The 17,555-nt window shown below is 76.1% G+C and carries 17 protein-coding genes; 11 read left to right on the top strand and 6 right to left on the bottom strand.

All coding sequences use genetic code 11. From position 1 onward, the window contains the following. Positions 1–114 precede the first annotated feature (114 nt). Positions 115–963, top strand: a complete 849-nt coding sequence (locus IE219_RS21115) for a MurR/RpiR family transcriptional regulator (protein WP_189979766.1) — start codon at positions 115–117, stop codon at positions 961–963. Between the two features lie 48 nt (positions 964–1,011). On the opposite strand, the gene IE219_RS21110 is transcribed toward IE219_RS21115, so the two are convergent. The 6 genes from IE219_RS21110 to IE219_RS21085 form a co-directional block, all read right to left on the bottom strand. Then, positions 1,012–1,383 (bottom strand): hypothetical protein, encoded by a 372-nt coding sequence (locus tag IE219_RS21110; RefSeq protein ID WP_189979764.1) that lies wholly within the window; start codon positions 1,381–1,383, stop codon positions 1,012–1,014. 50 nt (positions 1,384–1,433) lie between these two features. Then, positions 1,434–1,868 (bottom strand): roadblock/LC7 domain-containing protein, encoded by a 435-nt coding sequence (locus IE219_RS21105; protein WP_189979762.1) that lies wholly within the window; start codon positions 1,866–1,868, stop codon positions 1,434–1,436. After that, a complete protein-coding gene (locus IE219_RS21100; protein WP_189979754.1) occupies positions 1,868–2,632 on the bottom strand; it encodes a transcriptional regulator in 765 nt (254 codons plus the stop codon). Before IE219_RS21100 ends, IE219_RS21105 begins: the two co-directional genes overlap by 1 nt. Next, positions 2,629–3,039: a hypothetical protein gene (locus tag IE219_RS21095; RefSeq protein WP_189979753.1), complete on the bottom strand. Its 411-nt coding sequence runs from the start codon at positions 3,037–3,039 to the stop codon at positions 2,629–2,631. Before IE219_RS21095 ends, IE219_RS21100 begins: the two co-directional genes overlap by 4 nt. A gap of 239 nt (positions 3,040–3,278) precedes the next feature. After that, positions 3,279–3,740 carry an SRPBCC family protein gene (locus tag IE219_RS21090; RefSeq protein WP_189979752.1) on the bottom strand — a complete coding sequence of 154 codons (462 nt, stop codon included), beginning with the start codon at positions 3,738–3,740 and terminating at the stop codon, positions 3,279–3,281. A gap of 32 nt (positions 3,741–3,772) precedes the next feature. Continuing rightward, a complete protein-coding gene (locus IE219_RS21085; RefSeq protein WP_189979751.1) occupies positions 3,773–5,152 on the bottom strand; it encodes a type III PLP-dependent enzyme domain-containing protein in 1,380 nt (459 codons plus the stop codon). A 154-nt stretch (positions 5,153–5,306) separates the two neighbouring features. Between IE219_RS21085 and hutU the strand changes: the two genes are divergently transcribed. The 10 genes from hutU to IE219_RS21035 all read left to right on the top strand — a co-directional run bounded on the left by hutU (position 5,307) and on the right by IE219_RS21035 (position 17,553). After that, entirely contained in the window at positions 5,307–7,031 is a 1,725-nt protein-coding gene (gene hutU, locus IE219_RS21080) for a urocanate hydratase (protein WP_189979750.1), read from the top strand. After that, positions 7,028–8,239, top strand: a complete 1,212-nt coding sequence (locus tag IE219_RS21075) for an allantoate amidohydrolase (protein WP_189979749.1) — start codon at positions 7,028–7,030, stop codon at positions 8,237–8,239. Before hutU ends, IE219_RS21075 begins: the two co-directional genes overlap by 4 nt. Further along, positions 8,230–9,573 (top strand): formimidoylglutamate deiminase, encoded by a 1,344-nt coding sequence (locus IE219_RS21070; protein WP_189979748.1) that lies wholly within the window; start codon positions 8,230–8,232, stop codon positions 9,571–9,573. Before IE219_RS21075 ends, IE219_RS21070 begins: the two co-directional genes overlap by 10 nt. Before the next feature lie 32 nt (positions 9,574–9,605). After that, positions 9,606–10,775 (top strand): imidazolonepropionase, encoded by a 1,170-nt coding sequence (gene hutI / locus IE219_RS21065; protein ID WP_189979746.1) that lies wholly within the window; start codon positions 9,606–9,608, stop codon positions 10,773–10,775. 114 nt (positions 10,776–10,889) lie between these two features. After that, a complete protein-coding gene (locus IE219_RS21060; RefSeq protein WP_189979744.1) occupies positions 10,890–11,981 on the top strand; it encodes a GNAT family N-acetyltransferase in 1,092 nt (363 codons plus the stop codon). A 29-nt stretch (positions 11,982–12,010) separates the two neighbouring features. Continuing rightward, positions 12,011–13,321, top strand: a complete 1,311-nt coding sequence (locus tag IE219_RS21055; RefSeq protein ID WP_189979742.1) for a glycosyltransferase family 2 protein — start codon at positions 12,011–12,013, stop codon at positions 13,319–13,321. 23 nt (positions 13,322–13,344) lie between these two features. Next, entirely contained in the window at positions 13,345–14,121 is a 777-nt protein-coding gene (locus IE219_RS21050; protein WP_189980036.1) for a polysaccharide deacetylase family protein, read from the top strand. Between the two features lie 62 nt (positions 14,122–14,183). Continuing rightward, entirely contained in the window at positions 14,184–16,085 is a 1,902-nt protein-coding gene (locus IE219_RS21045) for a hypothetical protein (protein WP_229849907.1), read from the top strand. Further along, on the top strand, positions 16,082–16,495 hold the full coding sequence (locus IE219_RS21040; protein ID WP_189979740.1) for a hypothetical protein: 414 nt from the start codon (positions 16,082–16,084) through the stop codon (positions 16,493–16,495). Before IE219_RS21045 ends, IE219_RS21040 begins: the two co-directional genes overlap by 4 nt. After that, positions 16,492–17,553 (top strand): glycoside hydrolase family 26 protein, encoded by a 1,062-nt coding sequence (locus IE219_RS21035; RefSeq protein ID WP_229849906.1) that lies wholly within the window; start codon positions 16,492–16,494, stop codon positions 17,551–17,553. Before IE219_RS21040 ends, IE219_RS21035 begins: the two co-directional genes overlap by 4 nt. Positions 17,554–17,555: the final 2 nt, after the last annotated feature.

Raw genomic sequence — 17,555 nt, 5'->3', positions numbered from 1 at the left:
CCTTCGCGGCGCCCGCCGGCGCCGGTGCCACCCGGACGGGCCGCCCGGCGCCCCGCGCGTCTGCATATCCTTATGCAGTCAGAGTCGGGGATGAATGGAACGAAGGGGGGCGGGATGGGCGAGAGTCCCGCCGGGCGGCTCCAGGCGCTTTTCGAGGGGCACCGGCTCACGCCCACGCAGCGGCGGATCGCGCACTGCATGGTGCGGCGGGCCGCCGACGTGCCGTTCCTCTCCAGCGTGGAGCTGGCCGAGCTGGCGGGGGTGAGCCAGCCGTCGGTGACGCGGTTCGCCGTCGCGCTCGGCTTCGACGGCTATCCGGCGCTCCGCCGGCACCTGCGGGAGGTCGCCCCGCCCGGGACGGCCGCCGGGCCGGAGCCGGAGGAGAGCGGGCACAACGCCTACCAGCAGGCGGTGCTCGCCGAGATCGCGAACCTGCGGCACCTCGCCGGGCTGCTCGCCGATCCGGCACCCGTGGAGCGGGCCGGGCGGCTGCTCGCCGGGTCCCGGCCGCTGCTCGTCCTCGGACTGCGCGCCGCCTCCTCGCAGGCCCGGGGCTTCGCCTACTTCGCGGCCAAGGTCCACCCGGACGTGCGGCTGCTCGACGAGGGCGGCTCGATGCTGACGGACCGGATCGACGCGGCCGTACGGGCCGGGGCGACGGCCCTGCTCTGCTTCGCGCTGCCCCGGCACCCGCGCGAGGTCGTGGAGGCGCTGGAGTACGCGCGGACGGCCGGGCTCACGGTGGTGACCGTGGCCGAGTCCGCCTTCGCGCCCGTCGCCGCCCGCTCCGACCTGCTCATCCCGGCCGCCGTCGGCACCGGTCTCGCCTTCGACACCGCCTGCGCGCCGATGATGCTCGGCCGGGTCCTCCTGGAGGCCATGGCGGACGAGCTGCCGGACGCGCAGGCGCGCCTGGAGCAGTTCGACGCGAAGGCGGCGGAGCGGGGACTGTTCGTGGAGTGAACACCCCCGGACGGACCAGATGGGTTGGGGGGATCCGAGCGGGGCGGCTCAGATGTCGAGTTCGGCCTCGATCTTCTTGAGCTGGTGGCGGGCCATCGCCAGGTTCGCCCGGTTCTTGTCGAGGGCGAGGTAGAGGAACAGGCCGTTGTTGCCCCGGGTCTTGAGGAGCCGGATCAGGTGGTACTGGCTGCCGAGGGTGATGAGGATGTCCTCGATCTCGTCGTTCAGGCCCAGCATCTCCATCGCCCGCACCTTGGCCCGGACGACGTCGGTGTTGCCGGCGGCGGCGACGTTGAGGTCGAGCTCCTTGCCGCCGCCGATGGTGCCCAGCGCCATGCCGCTGGTGTAGTCGACGAGGGCAGCGCCGATCGCGCCCTCGATCGACGCGGCTTCCTTGAGGGAGGTCTCGGTGTTCGCCATGGTGTGTTTCCTATCGATCGGTTGGGTTTCCCTGGTGAGGGGCGGGTGGGTCAGGGGGTGTCCCTGCGGTCGAGGGCGCCGTCGACGAGGTCGCCGATGCGGGCGCTGGAGCGGCGGGCCTCCAGGTGGAGCCGGCCCACGTTGGTGCGGGGTTCGGCGAGGAGGGTGAGGACGGCGGAGCCGCCGGCCGCGTAGGTGGCGACGTAGCCGCCCTCGCCGCGCACGAGCATCTCCCGGAAGGCGCCCTGGCCGGTGGAGTCGGTCAGCCGCCGGCCGACGCCGAGGGCGGCGGCGGTCAGCGCGGCCACGCTCTCGGCGGCGCCGTCCACCGTGTCGTGGGCGAGCACGAGTCCGTCGACGCTGGCGGCGAGGGCGCCGGTCAGCTGGGGGAGCCGGGCACGCAGCCGTCTCAGCTCGCCGAGCACCTCGGCTTCGGCAGTCATCAACTGTCTCCTCTCGGCGCGCAGGCGCAGAGCACGCCTCATCACAGGTGTGCCTCCAGGGCGTCACGGAGCCGGCGCAGCAGGGCGATGTCGGGGTCGGCCACCGGGGGGACCGGGGGGAAGGCCGGAGTGGGGGCGGGGGTGGCGTCGGGGGCCCCGTCGAGCGGGGTCTCGACCAGTCCGGCGGCGGCGAGCCGGCGGACGTCGAGGAGGGTGTGGAAGGCGGGGCGGCCCAGCACCCGGGCCAGCTCGGCGGGGGTGCGGACCCCGTCGGCGGCGGCGAGCAGGGCGCGGCGGCGGGCGCCGGCGTGCTGGCCGGGGGCGGCCGGGCGGGGCACGACGGGGGCGGTGTCGACGGCGGCGTACGGCCAGACGGCGTCGAGGAGTTCGCGGCGGCGGACGGTCTCGCGCTCGACGGCCTCGGCGGAGACCGGGCGGACGGTGCCGAACCAGTGGCCGACCCCGTACCGGAAGCGGGTGGGGCCGCTGGTGGGGGAGAGGGCGAAGAAGGCGGCGTCGAAGACGGCGCCGAGGTGGCATATCTCCAGTTCGCCGTCGTGCAGCCGGCCGCTGTCGACGAGGAAGCGGCCGACGGCGCGGTGGGCGCCGGCCCGGTCGACGGCCTCGTCCCAGCCCTCGCGGGGGAGCCGCCCGGCGGTGGTGAGGAGGACGTCGACGCCGGGGGCGGCGGGGCTCTCGGCGTGCACGACGCGGCCGTCGACGAGGTAGAGGGTGCCGTGGTCGCGGAGCAGGGCGCCGGTGGCCCGCTCCGCCGCGAGCCGGACGAGCATGGGGGAGACGCTCATCCGAGGACCAGGCGCCGGGCGAGGTCGGCGAGGCGGATGCGGGCGAGGGCGAGGTTGCCGGTGTCGCGGTCGAGCCAGAGGTGGAGGAAGACGCTGCTGTCGAAGGAGGTCCGCACGAAGCGCAGCACGTGGTAGCCGGCGCGGGTGGTGACGATGAGGTCCTCGACGGGTGGTCCCGGGTCCTCCCCGGCCGCCGCCCCGGTCTCCTCGGCGGCGGCGGTGAAGGTGTCGAACTCGGCCGCCGCGCGGGCGAGTTCGGCGGTCTCGGCGGCCGTCGTCTCGTGGTCGCCGACCGGCGACTCGCCCGCGGTCCCGAGGGCGAGTCCGCTGTTCCAGTCCACCAGGGAGGCACCGCGAGCACCCGGCAGGGTCATGGCCTCCATGAGGCACTCGTCGATTCCGGGCACGCGGGTTCCCCTCCCGATGCGGCGTGCGAACGTACGGCAGTGACGGCGACGTTACTGAACGGAGCGGCCCCGGGTGGGGGTTCTGGCATTTTCCATCGGAACATGCCCAGGGCCGACCGGAAGTGGTCCACGATGAAAGGTCGCGGGGAGCCGGGGGCGCGCGGGCCGGGGGCGCGGCGGCCGGGTCCGGGGCGGCGCGCGGTGGTGGTCGGGTCCGGGACCGGGGCCGTACGGGCCCGTCAGAACGGGGACTCGACCGCCATGGCCAGGTCCTCCAGGTCCTTCGCCAGCGACTTCGCGACCGCCCGCGCCCCGGCCCGCGCGAGCAGCCGGGCGGCCGGGCCCGGCTTCCGCCCGGGCGCCGGGCGGGCGGTGAAGGAGGCCCGCAGGACGCACGCGCCCGGGCCCTCGGCGCGCAGCGTGACCTCGGAGTCGTACCGGAAGCCGCGCGTGCCCGCGACCGTCGCGTACCGCTCGGGCGGCACGCACACGGTCACCGTCATCTCCTCGGTGGCCTCCCGGCCCAGCAGCCGCCGGGTCTCCCGCCAGCGGGTGCCCACCGCGAAGCCGCCCTCGGTGAGCACCTCGACCCGCCGGACGCCGGTGAGCAGCCGGGGCAGCCGCCGCAGGTCGGTGAGGGACTCCCAGACGCGGCCCGGGGAGGCGGCGATCCGGCGCTCGACGACAACGGTGGTGGTCATGCCCCCATCGAAGCGGCGCCCCGGCCCGGCCGCTACCGGACCAGCGCGTCGGCGTGGGCGGCGCCCGACTCGCGCAGCAGGTCCTCGGTGGTCTGGGCCTCCCGCACGGTGGCGAAGGAGACCGTGCCGTCGTCCGCGACCGTGAAGCCGTGCACCGCCGGGCGGGGCAGGCTGTTGTACGCGTACGGGGTGGCGAAGGCGTACGCCCCGGTGTCCGGCACCACCACCACGTCGCCGGGGCGCAGCAGCGGCAGGGACCGCCCGGCGGCCAGCAGGTCGCCGGAGAAGCAGGCCGGGCCCGCCACGTCCTGCACGACCTCCCCGCCGGTGCGGGGGCGGCCCTCGGCGTCGTGGGCGAGGACCCGCAGCGGCCACGCCTCGGGGGCGTACACGGTCCGGGTGGCGAGCTGGACGCCCGCGTGGGTGACGGCGATCGGCCGGCCGCCGGAGGTCTTGGTGTACTCGACGCGGGCGAGGACCGTGCCGTGCTTGGCGAGCAGCGAGCGCCCGAACTCGGTCACCAGCCGGTAGCGGCCGTCGAGGAGGCCGGGCACGGTGCCGGCGAGGAGCCGGGCGTACGCGGCGTGGGTGGGGGTCTCCTCGTCGGAGGCGAAGTTCACCGGCAGCCCGCCGCCGAGGTCGAGGGTGTCGATCTGCGGGCGGCCCGCCTCGGCGTTGATCTCCTCGGCCAGCTCGTACGCGGCCCGCGCGCCTTCGGCCATCAGGGCGAGCGGCACGCCCTGGGAGCCGGTGTGGGTGTGCAGGCGGGTGAGCCACGGGCGGTCCAGGAAGGCCCGCACGACGGCGTCGCGGGCGCCCTCGTCGCGCAGCGCGACCCCGAACTTGGAGGTGGCGGTGGCCGTCGAGGTGGCGCCGATCGAACCGGCCCCGAGCTGCGGGTTCACCCGCAGCCCGAGCGGCGCGGCGGTCGGCCCGGCGGCCACCAGGGCGTCCAGCCGGGCCAGCTCCTGGAAGTTGTCGGCGTTGACGGCGATCCCGAGCGCGAGGGCCTCGCGCAGCTCGGCGCGCGTCTTGGCGGGCGAGTCGAGGACGGTACGGGACGGGGGCACCCCGGCGGCGCGGGCGAGGGCCAGCTCGCCGGGGCTCGCCACCTCGGCGCCGATCCCGGCGTCGGCGAGCAGCCGCAGGACGGGGACGAGCGGGCACGCCTTCACGGCGAAGGTGTGCAGCGTCCCGGCCCCGGCCCCGGTGACGGCGGCGAAGGCGCCGGTCAGGGCGGCGGCGGAGGCGCGGACGCCGTCGACGTCGAGCAGGGCGACGACGGGTCCGGCGGGTCCGGCGGAGCCGGGGGAGGCGGGTCCGGGGGAGCCGGGTTCGGCGGTTCCGGCGGGGGCCAGCAGGCCCCGGGCCACGGCGGCACGGACGGCGAGATCGCGTCGGGAGGAAGCCATGGGCCCATCCTGGCGGCCCCCGCGCGCCCCGTCACCGGCGCCTCCCGGCCGCGCGGCGCCCCGCCGGGGGCCGTACCCCGCCGCGCCCTGTTGACTACAACTATTCAGCGGGACAGGATGTGAATATCTGATTCACATTCGAGGAGGCACCCCCATGTCAGGACCCCGCCCGCCCGTCTCCCACCACCACCCTCAGACGGGGCCCTCCGGGCCGTCCCCTCGTCTCGTACGGGCCCCGCGCGGTACGGAACTGAGCGCCCTGGGATGGCAGCAGGAAGCCGCCCTCCGGATGCTCCAGAACAACCTCGACCCCGAGGTCGCCGAGCACCCCGACAAGCTCGTCGTCTACGGCGGCACCGGCAAGGCCGCCCGCGACTGGCGCTCCTTCGACGCCATGGTCCGCACGCTCAGGACGCTGAAGCAGGACGAGACGATGCTCGTCCAGTCCGGCCGCCCCGTCGGCGTCATGCAGACCCACGAGTGGGCGCCCCGCGTCCTCATCGCCAACTCCAACCTCGTCGGCGACTGGGCCAACTGGGAGGAGTTCCGCCGCCTGGAGGCCCTCGGCCTCACCATGTACGGCCAGATGACCGCCGGCTCCTGGATCTACATCGGCACCCAGGGCATCCTCCAGGGCACCTACGAGACCTTCGCCGCCGTCGCCGCGAAGAAGTTCGGCGGCACCCTCGCCGGCACCATCACCCTCACCGCCGGACTCGGCGGCATGGGCGGCGCCCAGCCGCTCGCCGTCACGATGAACGACGGCGTCGCGATCTGCGTCGACGTCGACCCGCGCGCCATCGAGCGCCGCATCGAGCACCGCTACCTGGACGTGAAGGCCGACAGCCTCGCCCACGCCCTCCAGCTCGCCACCGAGGCCCGCGACGCCCGCCGCCCGCTCTCCATCGGCCTCCTCGGCAACGCCGCCGAACTCGTCCCGCAGATGCTCGCCGAGGGCGCGCCCATCGACATCGTGACGGACCAGACCTCCGCCCACGACCCGCTCGCCTACCTCCCCGTCGGCATCGCCTTCGAAGACATGGCCGACGCCGCCGCCAAGGACCCGGCCGGCTTCACCACCCGCGCCCGCGAGTCCATGGCCCGGCACGTCGAGGCCATGGTCGGCTTCATGGACGCCGGCGCCGAGGTCTTCGACTACGGCAACTCCATCCGGGGCGAGGCCCAGCTCGCCGGCTACGACCGCGCCTTCGCCTTCCCCGGCTTCGTCCCCGCCTACATCCGCCCGCTGTTCTGCGAGGGCAAGGGCCCCTTCCGCTGGGCCGCCCTCTCCGGCGAGGCGTCCGACATCCACAAGACGGACAAGGCGATCCTCGACCTCTTCCCGGAGAACGAGTCCCTCGCCCGCTGGATCAAGATGGCCGGCGAGCGCGTCCACTTCCAGGGCCTGCCCGCCCGCATCTGCTGGCTCGGCCAGGGCGAGCGCGACAAGGCCGGCGCCATGTTCAACGACATGGTCGCCGACGGCACCCTCGCCGCCCCCCTCGCCATCGGCCGCGACCACCTCGACTGCGGCTCGGTCGCCTCCCCGTACCGCGAGACCGAGGCCATGCTCGACGGCTCCGACGCCATCGCCGACTGGCCGCTGCTCAACGCCATGGTCAACGTCGCCTCCGGCGCCTCCTGGGTCTCCCTCCACCACGGCGGCGGCGTCGGCATGGGCCGCTCCATCCACGCCGGACAGGTCTCCGTCGCCGACGGCACCAAGCTCGCGGGCGAGAAGATCCGCCGCGTCCTCACCAACGACCCCGGCATGGGCGTCATCCGGCACGTCGACGCCGGATACGACATCGCCGAGCGCGTCGCCGCCGAGAAGGGCGTCCGCGTCCCCATGCGCGAGGGCGAGGGCGACCCGGCGTGAGCGAGACCTTCCACGCCATGTGGCGGTCGCTGCGGCCCCTCGGCCGCAGCGCCGCCTCGGGCGGCTACCGCCGCTACGCCTGGACCGAGGCCGACGCCGAGTGCCGGCTCTGGTTCCGCATGCAGGCCGAGGCCCGCCGCCTCGACGTCGAGACCGACCGCAACGGCAACCAGTGGGCCTGGCTCGGCGACCCCGCCGCGGGCGACGCCGTCGTCACCGGCTCCCACCTCGACTCCGTCCCCGACGGCGGCGCCTTCGACGGCCCCCTCGGCGTCGTCTCCGCCTTCGCCGCCCTCGACGAACTCCGCGCCCGGGGCGCCTCGTTCCGCCGCCCCCTCGCCATCGTCAACTTCGGCGACGAGGAAGGCGCCCGCTTCGGCCTCGCCTGCGTCGGCTCCCGCCTCGCCTCCGGTCAGCTGACCAAGGAGAAGGCGTACGCGCTCCGCGACGCCGACGGCACCACCCTGCCGCAGGCCATGGAGGCCGCCGGACACGACCCCGACGCCATCGGCGCCGACCCCGAACGGCTCGCCCGCATCGGCGCCTTCGTCGAACTCCACGTCGAACAGGGCCGCGCCCTCGACCTCACCGGCGACGCCGTCGGCATCGCCTCCGCGATCTGGCCGCACGGCCGCTGGCGCTACGACTTCGCGGGCGAGGCCAACCACGCCGGCACCACCCGCCTCGCCGACCGCCGCGACCCCATGCTCACCTACGCCGAGACCGTCCTCGCCGCCCGCCGCGAGGCCGAACTCGCGGGCGCCGTCGCTACCTTCGGCAAGATCGCCGTCGAACCCAACGGCGTCAACGCCATCCCCTCGCTGGTGCGCGGCTGGCTCGACGCCCGCGCCGCCGACCAGGACTCCCTCGACGCCGTCACCGCCGGAGTCGAGGCCGCCGCCCGCGCCTACGCCGACCGGCACGGCATCGACCTCGCCGTCGTCCAGGAGTCGTACACCCCCGTCGTCGACTTCTCGCACACCCTGCGCGACGAACTCTCCCGCGTCCTCGGCGAGAAGACGCCCGTCCTGGGCACCGGCGCCGGACACGACGCCGGCATCCTCTCCGCCGCCGTCCCCACCGCCATGCTGTTCGTGCGCAACCCCACCGGCGTCTCGCACTCCCCGGCCGAACAGGCCGCCGAGGACGACTGCGTCGCCGGGGTCCGCGCCCTCGCCGACGTACTGGAGGACCTGGCGTGCCGCTGACCACGACGTACTGGCTCGAACACGCCTGGCTCGGCACCCACACCGAGCCCGGCGTCACCCTCGACGTCACCGAGGACGGCCGGATCGGCGCCGTACGGACCGGGGCCGCCGCCCCGCCGCCCGGCGCCACCGTCCTGCGCGGCTTCACCCTCCCCGGCCTCGCCAACGCCCACAGCCACGCCTTCCACCGGGCCCTGCGCGGCACCGTCCAGGTCGGCTCCGGCACCTTCTGGACCTGGCGCGAGACCATGTACACCGTCGCCCAGCGCCTCACCCCCGACAGCTACTTCGCCCTCGCCCGCGCCGTCTACGCCGAGATGGCGCTCGCCGGGATCACCGCCGTCGGAGAGTTCCACTACCTCCACCACGCCCCCGGCGGCACCCCCTACGCCGACCCCAACGCCATGGGCGAGGCCCTCGTCGCCGCCGCCGCCGAGGCCGGCCTCCGCATCACCCTCCTCGACACCGCCTACCTCTCCTCCGGCTTCGGCGCCGCCCCCGACCGCCACCAGCTCCGCTTCTCCGACGGCACCGCCGAACGGTGGGCCGAACGGGCCTCCGCCCTCAAGGACCGGGACGGCGTACGGATCGGCGCCGCCGTCCACTCCGTGCGCGCCGTCCCCGCCGACCAGCTCGCCACCGTCGCCCGCTGGGCCGAGGAGCGCCGCGCCCCCCTCCACGTCCACCTCTCCGAGCAGACCGCCGAGAACGACGCCTGCCTCGCCGCCCACGGCGTCACCCCCACCCGGCTCCTCGCCGACCACGGCGTCCTCGGCCCCCGCACCACCGGCGTCCACAACACCCACCTCACCGACGCGGACATCGCCCTCATCGGCGGCACCTCCACCGGCACCTGCATGTGCCCCACCACCGAACGCGACCTCGCCGACGGCATCGGACCCGCCGCCGCCCTCCAGAAGGCCGGCTCCCCGCTCTCCCTCGGCAGCGACAGCCACGCCGTCGTCGACCTCCTCGAAGAGGCCCGCGCCATGGAGCTCGACGAGCGGCTGCGCACCCGCACCCGGGGCCACTGGACCGCCGCCGCGCTGCTGCGCGCCGCCGGAGCCGACGGCCACGCCGCCCTCGGCTGGGACCGCGCCGGAGCCCTGGAGGCCGGTGCCCTCGCCGACTTCACCACGATCGCCCTCGACACCGTCCGCACCGCCGGACCGGTGCCGCGCCTCGCCGCCGAGACCGCCGTCTTCGCCGCGACCGCCGCCGACGTCCGGCACGTGGTCGTCGGCGGCCGGACCGTCGTCCGCGACGGCGCCCACGTCTCCGTGCCCGACGTCCCCGGCGCCCTCGCCGCCGCGATCGCCGCCCTGCGGGACTGACCCCGAACCGACCGCCCCACCGGAGAGCACCCATGACGACCACGGTCATCACGAACATCGGCAGCCTGGTCACCAACGATCCGGACCTCGGCGACGGCCCCCTCGGCCTCGTCGCGGACGCCGCCCTCGTCCTCGACGGCGACCGGATCGCCTGGGCCGGCCCGGCCGCCGGGGCCCCCGCCGCCGACACGGCCGTCGACGCCGGGGGACGGGCCGTCGTCCCCGGCTTCGTCGACTCCCACTCCCACCTCGTCTTCGCCGGCGACCGCACCGCCGAGTTCAACGCCCGCATGTCCGGACGGGCCTACGAGGCGGGCGGCATCCGCACCACCGTCGCCGCCACCCGCGCCGCCACCGACGCGGAACTGGAGGCCAACCTCGTCCGCCACCTGCGCGAGGCCCTCCGCCAGGGCACCACCACCTTCGAGACCAAGTCCGGCTACGGCCTCACCGTCGAGGACGAGGCCCGCGCCCTGCGGATCGCCGCCGCCCACACCGACGAGGTCACCTACCTCGGCGCCCACATCGTCTCCCCCGACCTCGCCGACGACCCGGCCGCCTACGTCGACCTCGTCACCGGCCCCATGCTCGACGCCTGCGCCCCGCACGCCCGCTGGATCGACGTCTTCTGCGAGAAGGGCGCCTTCGACGGCGACCAGGCCCGCGCGATCCTCACCGCCGGAAAGGCCCGGGGCCTCCACCCCCGCGTCCACGCCAACCAGCTCTCGTACGGCCCCGGCGTCCGGCTCGCCGTCGAACTCGACGCGGCCAGCGCCGACCACTGCACCCACCTCACCGACGCCGACGTCGACGCGCTGGCCTCCGGGAACACCGTCGCCACCCTGCTGCCCGGCGCCGAGTTCTCCACCCGCGCCGCCTGGCCGGACGCCCGCCGCCTCCTCGACGCCGGTGTCACCGTCGCCCTCTCCACCGACTGCAACCCCGGCTCCTCCTACACCTCCTCCGTCCCCTTCTGCATCGCCCTCGCCGTCCGCGACATGGGCATGACCCCCGACGAGGCCCTCTGGTCCGCCACCGCCGGCGGCGCCGCCGCCCTGCGCCGCACCGACATCGGCCGCCTCGCCCCCGGCGCCCGCGCCGACCTCGCCCTCCTCGACGCCCCCTCCCACGTCCACCTCGCCTACCGCCCCGGCGTCCCCCTGGTCACCGAGGTCTGGCGCGCGGGCACCCGCGCGGCCTGACCACCCCGGCCGGCCCGCCGCGGCCGAAACGCCGCGTATCCCTGCCGAGCCGGGGTGCGGGCCGGTAGCGTCCTGTCCAGGTGGTGCTCGGGGGGATGACCGGGGGGTCGGCTGATGGGTGCGGGGCGGGTGCGGAGCGTGCGGCCACAGGAGCTGGGCGCGCGCGAGATCGAGGCGTGGCGGGCCCTGCGGGCGGCGTCCGGCGCCCCCGCCAACCCCTTCCTGGAACCGGAGTTCACCCTCGCCGTCGGCACCGTGCGGCCCGCCGCGCGGGTCGCCGTCTGGTGGGAGGACGGCGAGCCCGTCGGCTTCTTCCCGTACGAGAAGGGCCCGCTGGGGCGCGGCCGGGCGATCGGCTTCGGCGTCTCCGACAGCCAGGGCGCCGTCCTGCGCCCCGGACTGCGGCCCGGCGCGCGGGCCCTGCTGCGCGCCTGCTCCCTGGCCACCTGGGAGTTCGACAACCTGGCGGACGGGCAGCCCGTCTTCGCGTCCGCCGCCGCCGGGTCCTTCGCCTCGCCCGTCATCGACGTCGGCGAGGGGTACGCGGCCTACGAGGCGCTGCTGCGGGTCCGGTCGCCCAAGTTCCTGCGCACCACCCTCGCCAAGGAGCGCAAGCTCGGCCGCCGCACCGAGGGCGGGCTCCGCTTCGTCCTCGACGAGCGCGACCCGGCCGCCCTGCGCACCCTCATGGAGTGGAAGTCCGCCCAGTACCGCAGGACCGGACGCGGCGACCGCTTCGCCCAGGAGTGGATCAGCACCCTGGTCCGCCGCCTCCACGAGCACCGCACGCCCGGCTGCTCCGGCGTCCTGTCCGTGCTCTACGCCGGGGACCGGCCGGTCGCCGCACACTTCGGACTGCGCTCGGCGACCGTCCTGTCCTGCTGGTTCCCCTCCTACGACCCGGAGTTCGCCCCGTACTCCCCGGGCCTGATCCTGCACCTGCGGATGGCCGAGGGCGCCGCCGCCGACGGCATCCGCCTGCTCGACCTCGGGCGCGGCGACGCCGCCTACAAGGACTCCCTGAAGACCGGCGAACTCACCGTCCGCGAAGGCGCCGTGACCCGGCCCGGACTCCGCGCCGCCGCGCACTGGCTGGGCCGCGAACCGGCCCGCCGCGCCCACGCCTTCGTCCGCGACCGGCCCGCGCTCGCCGCCCGCGCCCGCACCGTCCTCACCGCCGCCGCCCGCCTGCGGGGCGACCGCTGAGGCCCGCGCACCTTCCTGGAGGGAACCCGATGAGCCGGCCGCACTCCCCGGCGCCGCCGCGCGCCGTCTCCGTCACCGAACTCGAACTCGCCGCGCCCGAGGGCCCGGTGACCGCCTTCCGGCCCGCGCCCGGCGCCCCGGACCCGGTCCCCGGGGACGTCTACGCCCTCGTCCGGGTCGCCGGCCGCCCCGCTGCCGCCCTCTTCGCCCACCACACCCCGGACCAGGACCCCGCCGAGGTCCTCGGCGCCCTCGCGGTCCGCCGCCTCGCCGGGGCCGCCGGACCCCGGGGCGACGCGGAGCGGCTGGCCGCCCGGGAGGCCCCGGCGCCCGGCGGCCCCGCCCCCCGCGCCTCCGTGGTCGTCGCCACCCGGGAGCGGGCCGCCTCCCTCGCCCGCGCCCTGGACTCGCTGCTCGCCCAGGACCACCCCGACCACGAGATCGTCGTCGTCGACAACGCGCCCCGCACCACCGCCACCCGCGACCTCGTCACCGGCGGCCGGTACGCCGGGCGCGTCCGGTACGTCCGCGAGGACCGGCCCGGCCTGGCCGCCGCCCACAACGCCGGGGTCGCGGCGGCCCGCGGCGAGGTCCTCGCCTTCACCGACGACGACGTCCTCGCCGACCCGCACTGGCTCACCGCGCTCACCGCGCCCTTCGCCGCCGACCCCCGGCTCGGCTGCGCCACCGGCCTCATCCTGCCCGCCCGCCTCACCACCCCCGCCCAGATCCTCCTGGAGTCCCACGGCGGCTTCGCCAAGGGCTTCGCCCCCCGCCTGTACGACCCCGCCCGGCCGCCCGCCGACGAACCCCTCTTCCCCTTCACCGCCGGCTCCTTCGGCTCCGGCGCCAACATGGCCTTCCGGGCCTCCGCGCTGCGCCGCGCGGGCGGCTTCGACCCGGCGACCGGCACCGGCACCCCGGCCCGGGGCGGCGACGACCTGTACGCCTTCGTCGCCGTCCTCGCCACCGGCCACCGGCTCCGCTACACCCCCGACGCCCTCGTCTGGCACCACCACCGCGAGACCTGGCAGGACCTCAGGAACCAGGCGTACGGCTACGGCGCCGGACTCACCGCCTACCTCACCGCCACCCTGCTGCGCCGCCCCGCCCTGCTGCCCGCGCTCCTCGCCCGGCTGCCGCGCGGCCTCGCCCACGCCCGCGCCCTGACCGCCGCGCGCGGCGGCGCGGGCGACGGGGTGCCCGGCGAGCACGGCACCCGCCACCACCCCTGGCCGCCCGCCCTCTCCCGGCTGGAACGGCGCGGCATGCTGCACGGCCCGGCCGGCTACCTCCGGGCCCGCCTCACCGGCGGCCGGCCGGCGGGCGGCCCCCGGTGAGCGCCGCGCCCGCGCGGATACCCGTGCTCCTCTACCACCCGGTGACGGACGACCCGCCCGACTGGATCGCCGAGTTCACCGTCGGCCCCCGGACCTTCGCCGCCCACCTCGACGCCGTCGCGGCCGGCGGCCGCACCCCCGTCACCATCGGCGCCCTGGTGGACCGGCTGGTCGCGGGCACCCCGCTGCCGGACCGGCCCGTCGTCCTCACCTTCGACGACGGCTTCGCCGACCTCGCGGGCCCCACCGCCGAGACGCTCGCCGCCCGGGGCCTGCCGGCCACCGCGTACCTCACCACCGGCGCGCTGACCCCCGGCCGGCCCTGCCTCCTGCCGCCCGCCCCGATGATGACCCTGGCCCAGGCGCCCCGGCTGGAGCGGTACGGCCTGGAGGTCGGCGCGCACACCGTCAGCCACGCCCAGCTCGACACCCTCGGCGCCGCCGCGCTCCGCCGCGAACTGCGCGACGCCAAGGCCGAACTGGAGGACGTCCTCGGCCACGAGGTGCGCCACCTGGCCTACCCGCACGGCTACAACAGCCCCGGCGTCCGCCGGGCCGCCCGCGCCGCCGGATACGCCTCCGCCGCCGCCGTCCGGCACGCCCTCAGCTCCGAGGCCGACGAACCCTTCCGGATCGCCCGGCTCATCGTCCGCCACGACCACACGGCCGCCGACGTCGCGGAGTGGATGGAGGGGCGCGGCGCCCGCGCCGCCCCCTTCCCGGACGCGCTGCCCACGATCGGCTGGCGGGCCTACCGCCGGGCGCGGGCCCTCCTGAAGGGCCCCGAGTTCGCGGGCTGAGCGCCCCGGAGCAGTACCGGACAGACCGAAGAAGCCACCGTCACCGTGGGGGAGAAGGCGTCGTGCCACAGCAGCACCAGGAAGCGGCCGTGCCGGCCGGGACGGCCGCGCCGGACCGCGCGGACCCGGCGGACCGGGCCGTCCGCGCGCCGCGCCGGACCGGCTCCGCCCTCACCTGGCTGACGCCCGCGCTGCTGGTCCTCGGCCTGGGCTTGTGGGGCGCCTCACTGCCCCTGACCGACTTCCGCACCATGGCCGACTACGGGCTCCTCGACCGGCTGCCGCCCGTCTTCTACGCCTCCCTCGCCGTCCTCACCGCCGGCTTCCTCGTCGCCCTGCGCCGCGCAGGCACCGCCCCGGTCTGGCCGTCGGCCTACTGCGCCGGTCTCCTCGTCGCCCTCAAGGCCGGCCCCGCCGTCCTCTACGACGCGGTGCGCTACCCGTGGGCGTCCAAGCACGACGCCGTCGTCACCACCCTCCTGGGCACCGGCGAACTCCGCCCGCACGCCGCCCTCTCCGGCAACATGTCGGCCTACGACCAGTGGCCGGGCTTCTTCACCCTCAACGCCGCCCTCGTCCGCGCCTTCGGCGTCGAGTCCACCGCCGCCTACCTCAACTGGGCGCCGATCGTCCTCGGCCTGGTCCTGATCCCCGTCCTCGTCCTGCTCTACCGCACCTTCACCGAGGACTGGCGGCTGGTGTGGACCGCCGTGTGGATCTTCCAGCTCGCCAACTGGGTCGGCCAGGACTACCTCGCCCCCCAGGGCCTCGCCTATGTCCTGCACCTCACCGTGCTCGCCGTCGTCCTGCGGCACTTCGTCCGCCCCGGCTCGGCCGGCCGGCTGCGCGACCGGACCGCCCTCGACCCCGCCGCCGCCACCGTCCCGCCCGCCACCACCACCCGCCAGCGGGCCGTCGGCGTGCTGGTCCTCTCCCCGCTGATCCTGGCGGTCAACGCGATCCACCAGCTCACCCCGGTGATGCTCTGCGTCGTCCTGGCCGCCCTCTGCCTCACCCGCCGCTACCGCAACCTCGGCCTCCTCGCCGTCACCGGCCTGATCATGCTGGCCTGGGACCTCACCATGGGCCGCCCCCTCTTCCTGGAGACCCTCGGCACCCTCAAGGAGTCCCTCGGCCGGCTCACCCAGAACTCCCGCGCCGGATACGCCGGCCAGCTCACCGGCCCCGGACCCGAACTCGCCGGCCGGGCGGCCATCGCGATGGCCCTCGCCGTCGTCCTCTGCGCCGGGATCGCCGTCCTCGTCCGCCGCCGGCTCACCCGCAGCGCCCTGCCGCTGCTGCTCGCCTCGGCCGCCCCCGTCCCCCTCTTCGCCGTCAACGACTACGGCGGCGAGATGCTCTTCCGCGTCTACCTCTTCGGCCTCCCCGGCGCCGCCTTCTTCGCCGCCGCCGCGCTGCTGCCCGCCGCGGCCGGGGCCCGCCGCAGCCACGCCGCCCGGGTCCGCCGCCGGCTCGCCGCCGTCGCCCTGCCCGCCGTGCTCCTCGTCCTGACCGCCGGCTTCCTGCCCGCCTACTACGGCAAGGACGCCATGTACTACACCCCGCCCGCCGAGTCCGCGCTCGTCACCCGCGCCATCGACCGCATCCCCGAGGGCGGCCTCCTCCTCGCCACCTCCGGCTCCTTCCCGCAGGCCCTGCACCGCTACGACCGGGTCGAGCACTGGTGGTTCTGCGAGCAGGAGCTCCCCGAGAACGAGAAGATGCTCGCCGACCCGGCCCGCTACCTCGCCGACCGGCTGCCGCCCGGCACCGCCGCCCACGTCGTCCTCACCCGCACCCAGGACGTCTACACGGCCGGCGAGGGCCTGCTGCCCCCCGGCGGCTTCGCCCTGCTGCGCGACCGCCTCAAGGCGTCCCCGCTGTTCCGGGTCGTCGAGGAGCGGCCGTACGGGATCGTCCTCGCCTACACCCCGCCCACCACCACGCCTGGCGGTGCCTCGTGACCACCCACCGGACCCCCGCCCGCACCTCCCCGGCCCGCCGGGCGGCCCGCGCCGCCGTCGCCGCCTCCGGCTGGCTGGCCCTCGCCGCGACCCTGCTCCCCGACGGTTCCGTGCCGCGCTGGCCGCCCGTCCTCCTCTTCGTCTGCCTCGGCCCCGGCCTCGCCCTGCTGCACCCGCAGCCGCGCGGGCTGCGGCCCGGCGCCCGGCTGGAGTCCTTCGCGCTCGCCGCGCCGCTCAGCCTCGCCCTCGCCTCCCTCGCCGCCACCGTCCTCTTCCTGCTCGGCGCCTTCTCCGTGCCCGCCTTCCTCGTCCCGCTCGCCGCCTTCACCACGGTCGCCGCCCTGCTGCCCGGCCTGCCGCTGCCCGCCGCCACCCGGGGCGCCGCCGGACCGGCCAGGGAGCGGGGGTGAGCGGGCGGCGCTCCCGGGGCGGGGCCACCGGACGCCTTGCGGTGGCGCTGGCCGCCGTCGGCGCGCTGACCGCCGGCATCGGGGTGTGGGCGACCGTCACCGGCAGCGGCGACGACTGCCTGCCCGACGCGCGGCTGGTCGCCCCCTGCGGCGCCTGGTGGGGCGCGTACGTCCCCTACGACCGGGACGGCTCGCTGGTCCGGCCGGTGCGCGCCTTCGAGCGGAAGATCGGCCGCCGCCTCGACCTCGTGTACACGTACCACGACATGTCCGGCACCGGGCTGGACGGCACCCTGCTCACCGACGACGAGAAGGTCCTGGGCCGGGACCGGATGCTCATGCTCGCCTGGGAGTCCACCGTCTGGACCGAGCCGCACCACGAGAACTGGACCGAGACCCAGCTCGGCTGGCGCGACCTCGCCTCGGGGAAGTACGACGCCGAGATCATCGACCCGCAGATCCGCCGCGTGAAGGCGTACGGCAAGCGGGTCTTCCTCTCCTTCGACCAGGAGGCGGACGCCCGCGTCGACGAGGGCGCCGGGACCCCCGAGGAGTACGTCGCCGCCTACCGCCACCTCCGCGACCGGTTCCGCGCGCTCGGCGCCGACAACGTCGTCTGGGTGTGGACGGTCTCCGGCTACCTCGGCGCCGCCGACCGCATGGAGCGGCTCTACCCCGGCGACGACCACGTCGACTGGATCGGCATGGACCAGTACAACTACTACCTCTGCCACGACAGCACGAGCTGGCTCGACTTCGAGTCCAGCCAGCGCCCCTCCTACGAGTGGCTGCGGGCGCGGATCTCCGCCGACAAGCCGCTCATGTTCGCCGAGTTCGCCACCGCCCCCGACCCCCGGCGGCCCGACCGGCAGCGCGACTGGTACGCCCGCATCCCCGAGACCGCGCCGGACCTTCCGGCGGCGAAGGCGTACGTCCACTGGAACCGGGCCGTCCCCGGCCCGGACTGCGACCTCACCGTCGACGCGGGCCCGGCCCTGGAGGGGTACCGCACCGCCGGACGGGACCCCTACTTCCGCCAGCCGCTGCCCGCCCGCTGACC

The sequence above is a fragment of the Streptomyces termitum genome (genome assembly GCF_014650175.1).
Classification (GTDB): domain Bacteria; phylum Actinomycetota; class Actinomycetes; order Streptomycetales; family Streptomycetaceae; genus Streptomyces; species Streptomyces termitum.
The sequence above is the reverse complement of the archived record's forward strand: the minus strand, read 5'-3'. Positions and strand labels throughout refer to the sequence as shown.

Excerpts from the sequence above, each read along its gene's own strand:
- IE219_RS21085 (WP_189979751.1), bottom strand. The coding sequence starts at position 5,152 with ATGGCTTCCTCCCGACGCGATCTCGCCGTCCGTGCCGCCGTGGCCCGG.
- hutI (WP_189979746.1), top strand. The coding sequence starts at position 9,606 with ATGACGACCACGGTCATCACGAACATCGGCAGCCTGGTCACCAACGAT.
- IE219_RS21090 (WP_189979752.1), bottom strand. The coding sequence starts at position 3,740 with ATGACCACCACCGTTGTCGTCGAGCGCCGGATCGCCGCCTCCCCGGGC.
- IE219_RS21055 (WP_189979742.1), top strand. The coding sequence starts at position 12,011 with ATGAGCCGGCCGCACTCCCCGGCGCCGCCGCGCGCCGTCTCCGTCACC.
- hutU (WP_189979750.1), top strand. The coding sequence starts at position 5,307 with ATGTCAGGACCCCGCCCGCCCGTCTCCCACCACCACCCTCAGACGGGG.
- IE219_RS21105 (WP_189979762.1), bottom strand. The coding sequence starts at position 1,868 with ATGAGGCGTGCTCTGCGCCTGCGCGCCGAGAGGAGACAGTTGATGACT.
- IE219_RS21110 (WP_189979764.1), bottom strand. The coding sequence starts at position 1,383 with ATGGCGAACACCGAGACCTCCCTCAAGGAAGCCGCGTCGATCGAGGGC.
- IE219_RS21115 (WP_189979766.1), top strand. The coding sequence starts at position 115 with ATGGGCGAGAGTCCCGCCGGGCGGCTCCAGGCGCTTTTCGAGGGGCAC.
- IE219_RS21100 (WP_189979754.1), bottom strand. The coding sequence starts at position 2,632 with ATGAGCGTCTCCCCCATGCTCGTCCGGCTCGCGGCGGAGCGGGCCACC.
- IE219_RS21060 (WP_189979744.1), top strand. The coding sequence starts at position 10,890 with ATGGGTGCGGGGCGGGTGCGGAGCGTGCGGCCACAGGAGCTGGGCGCG.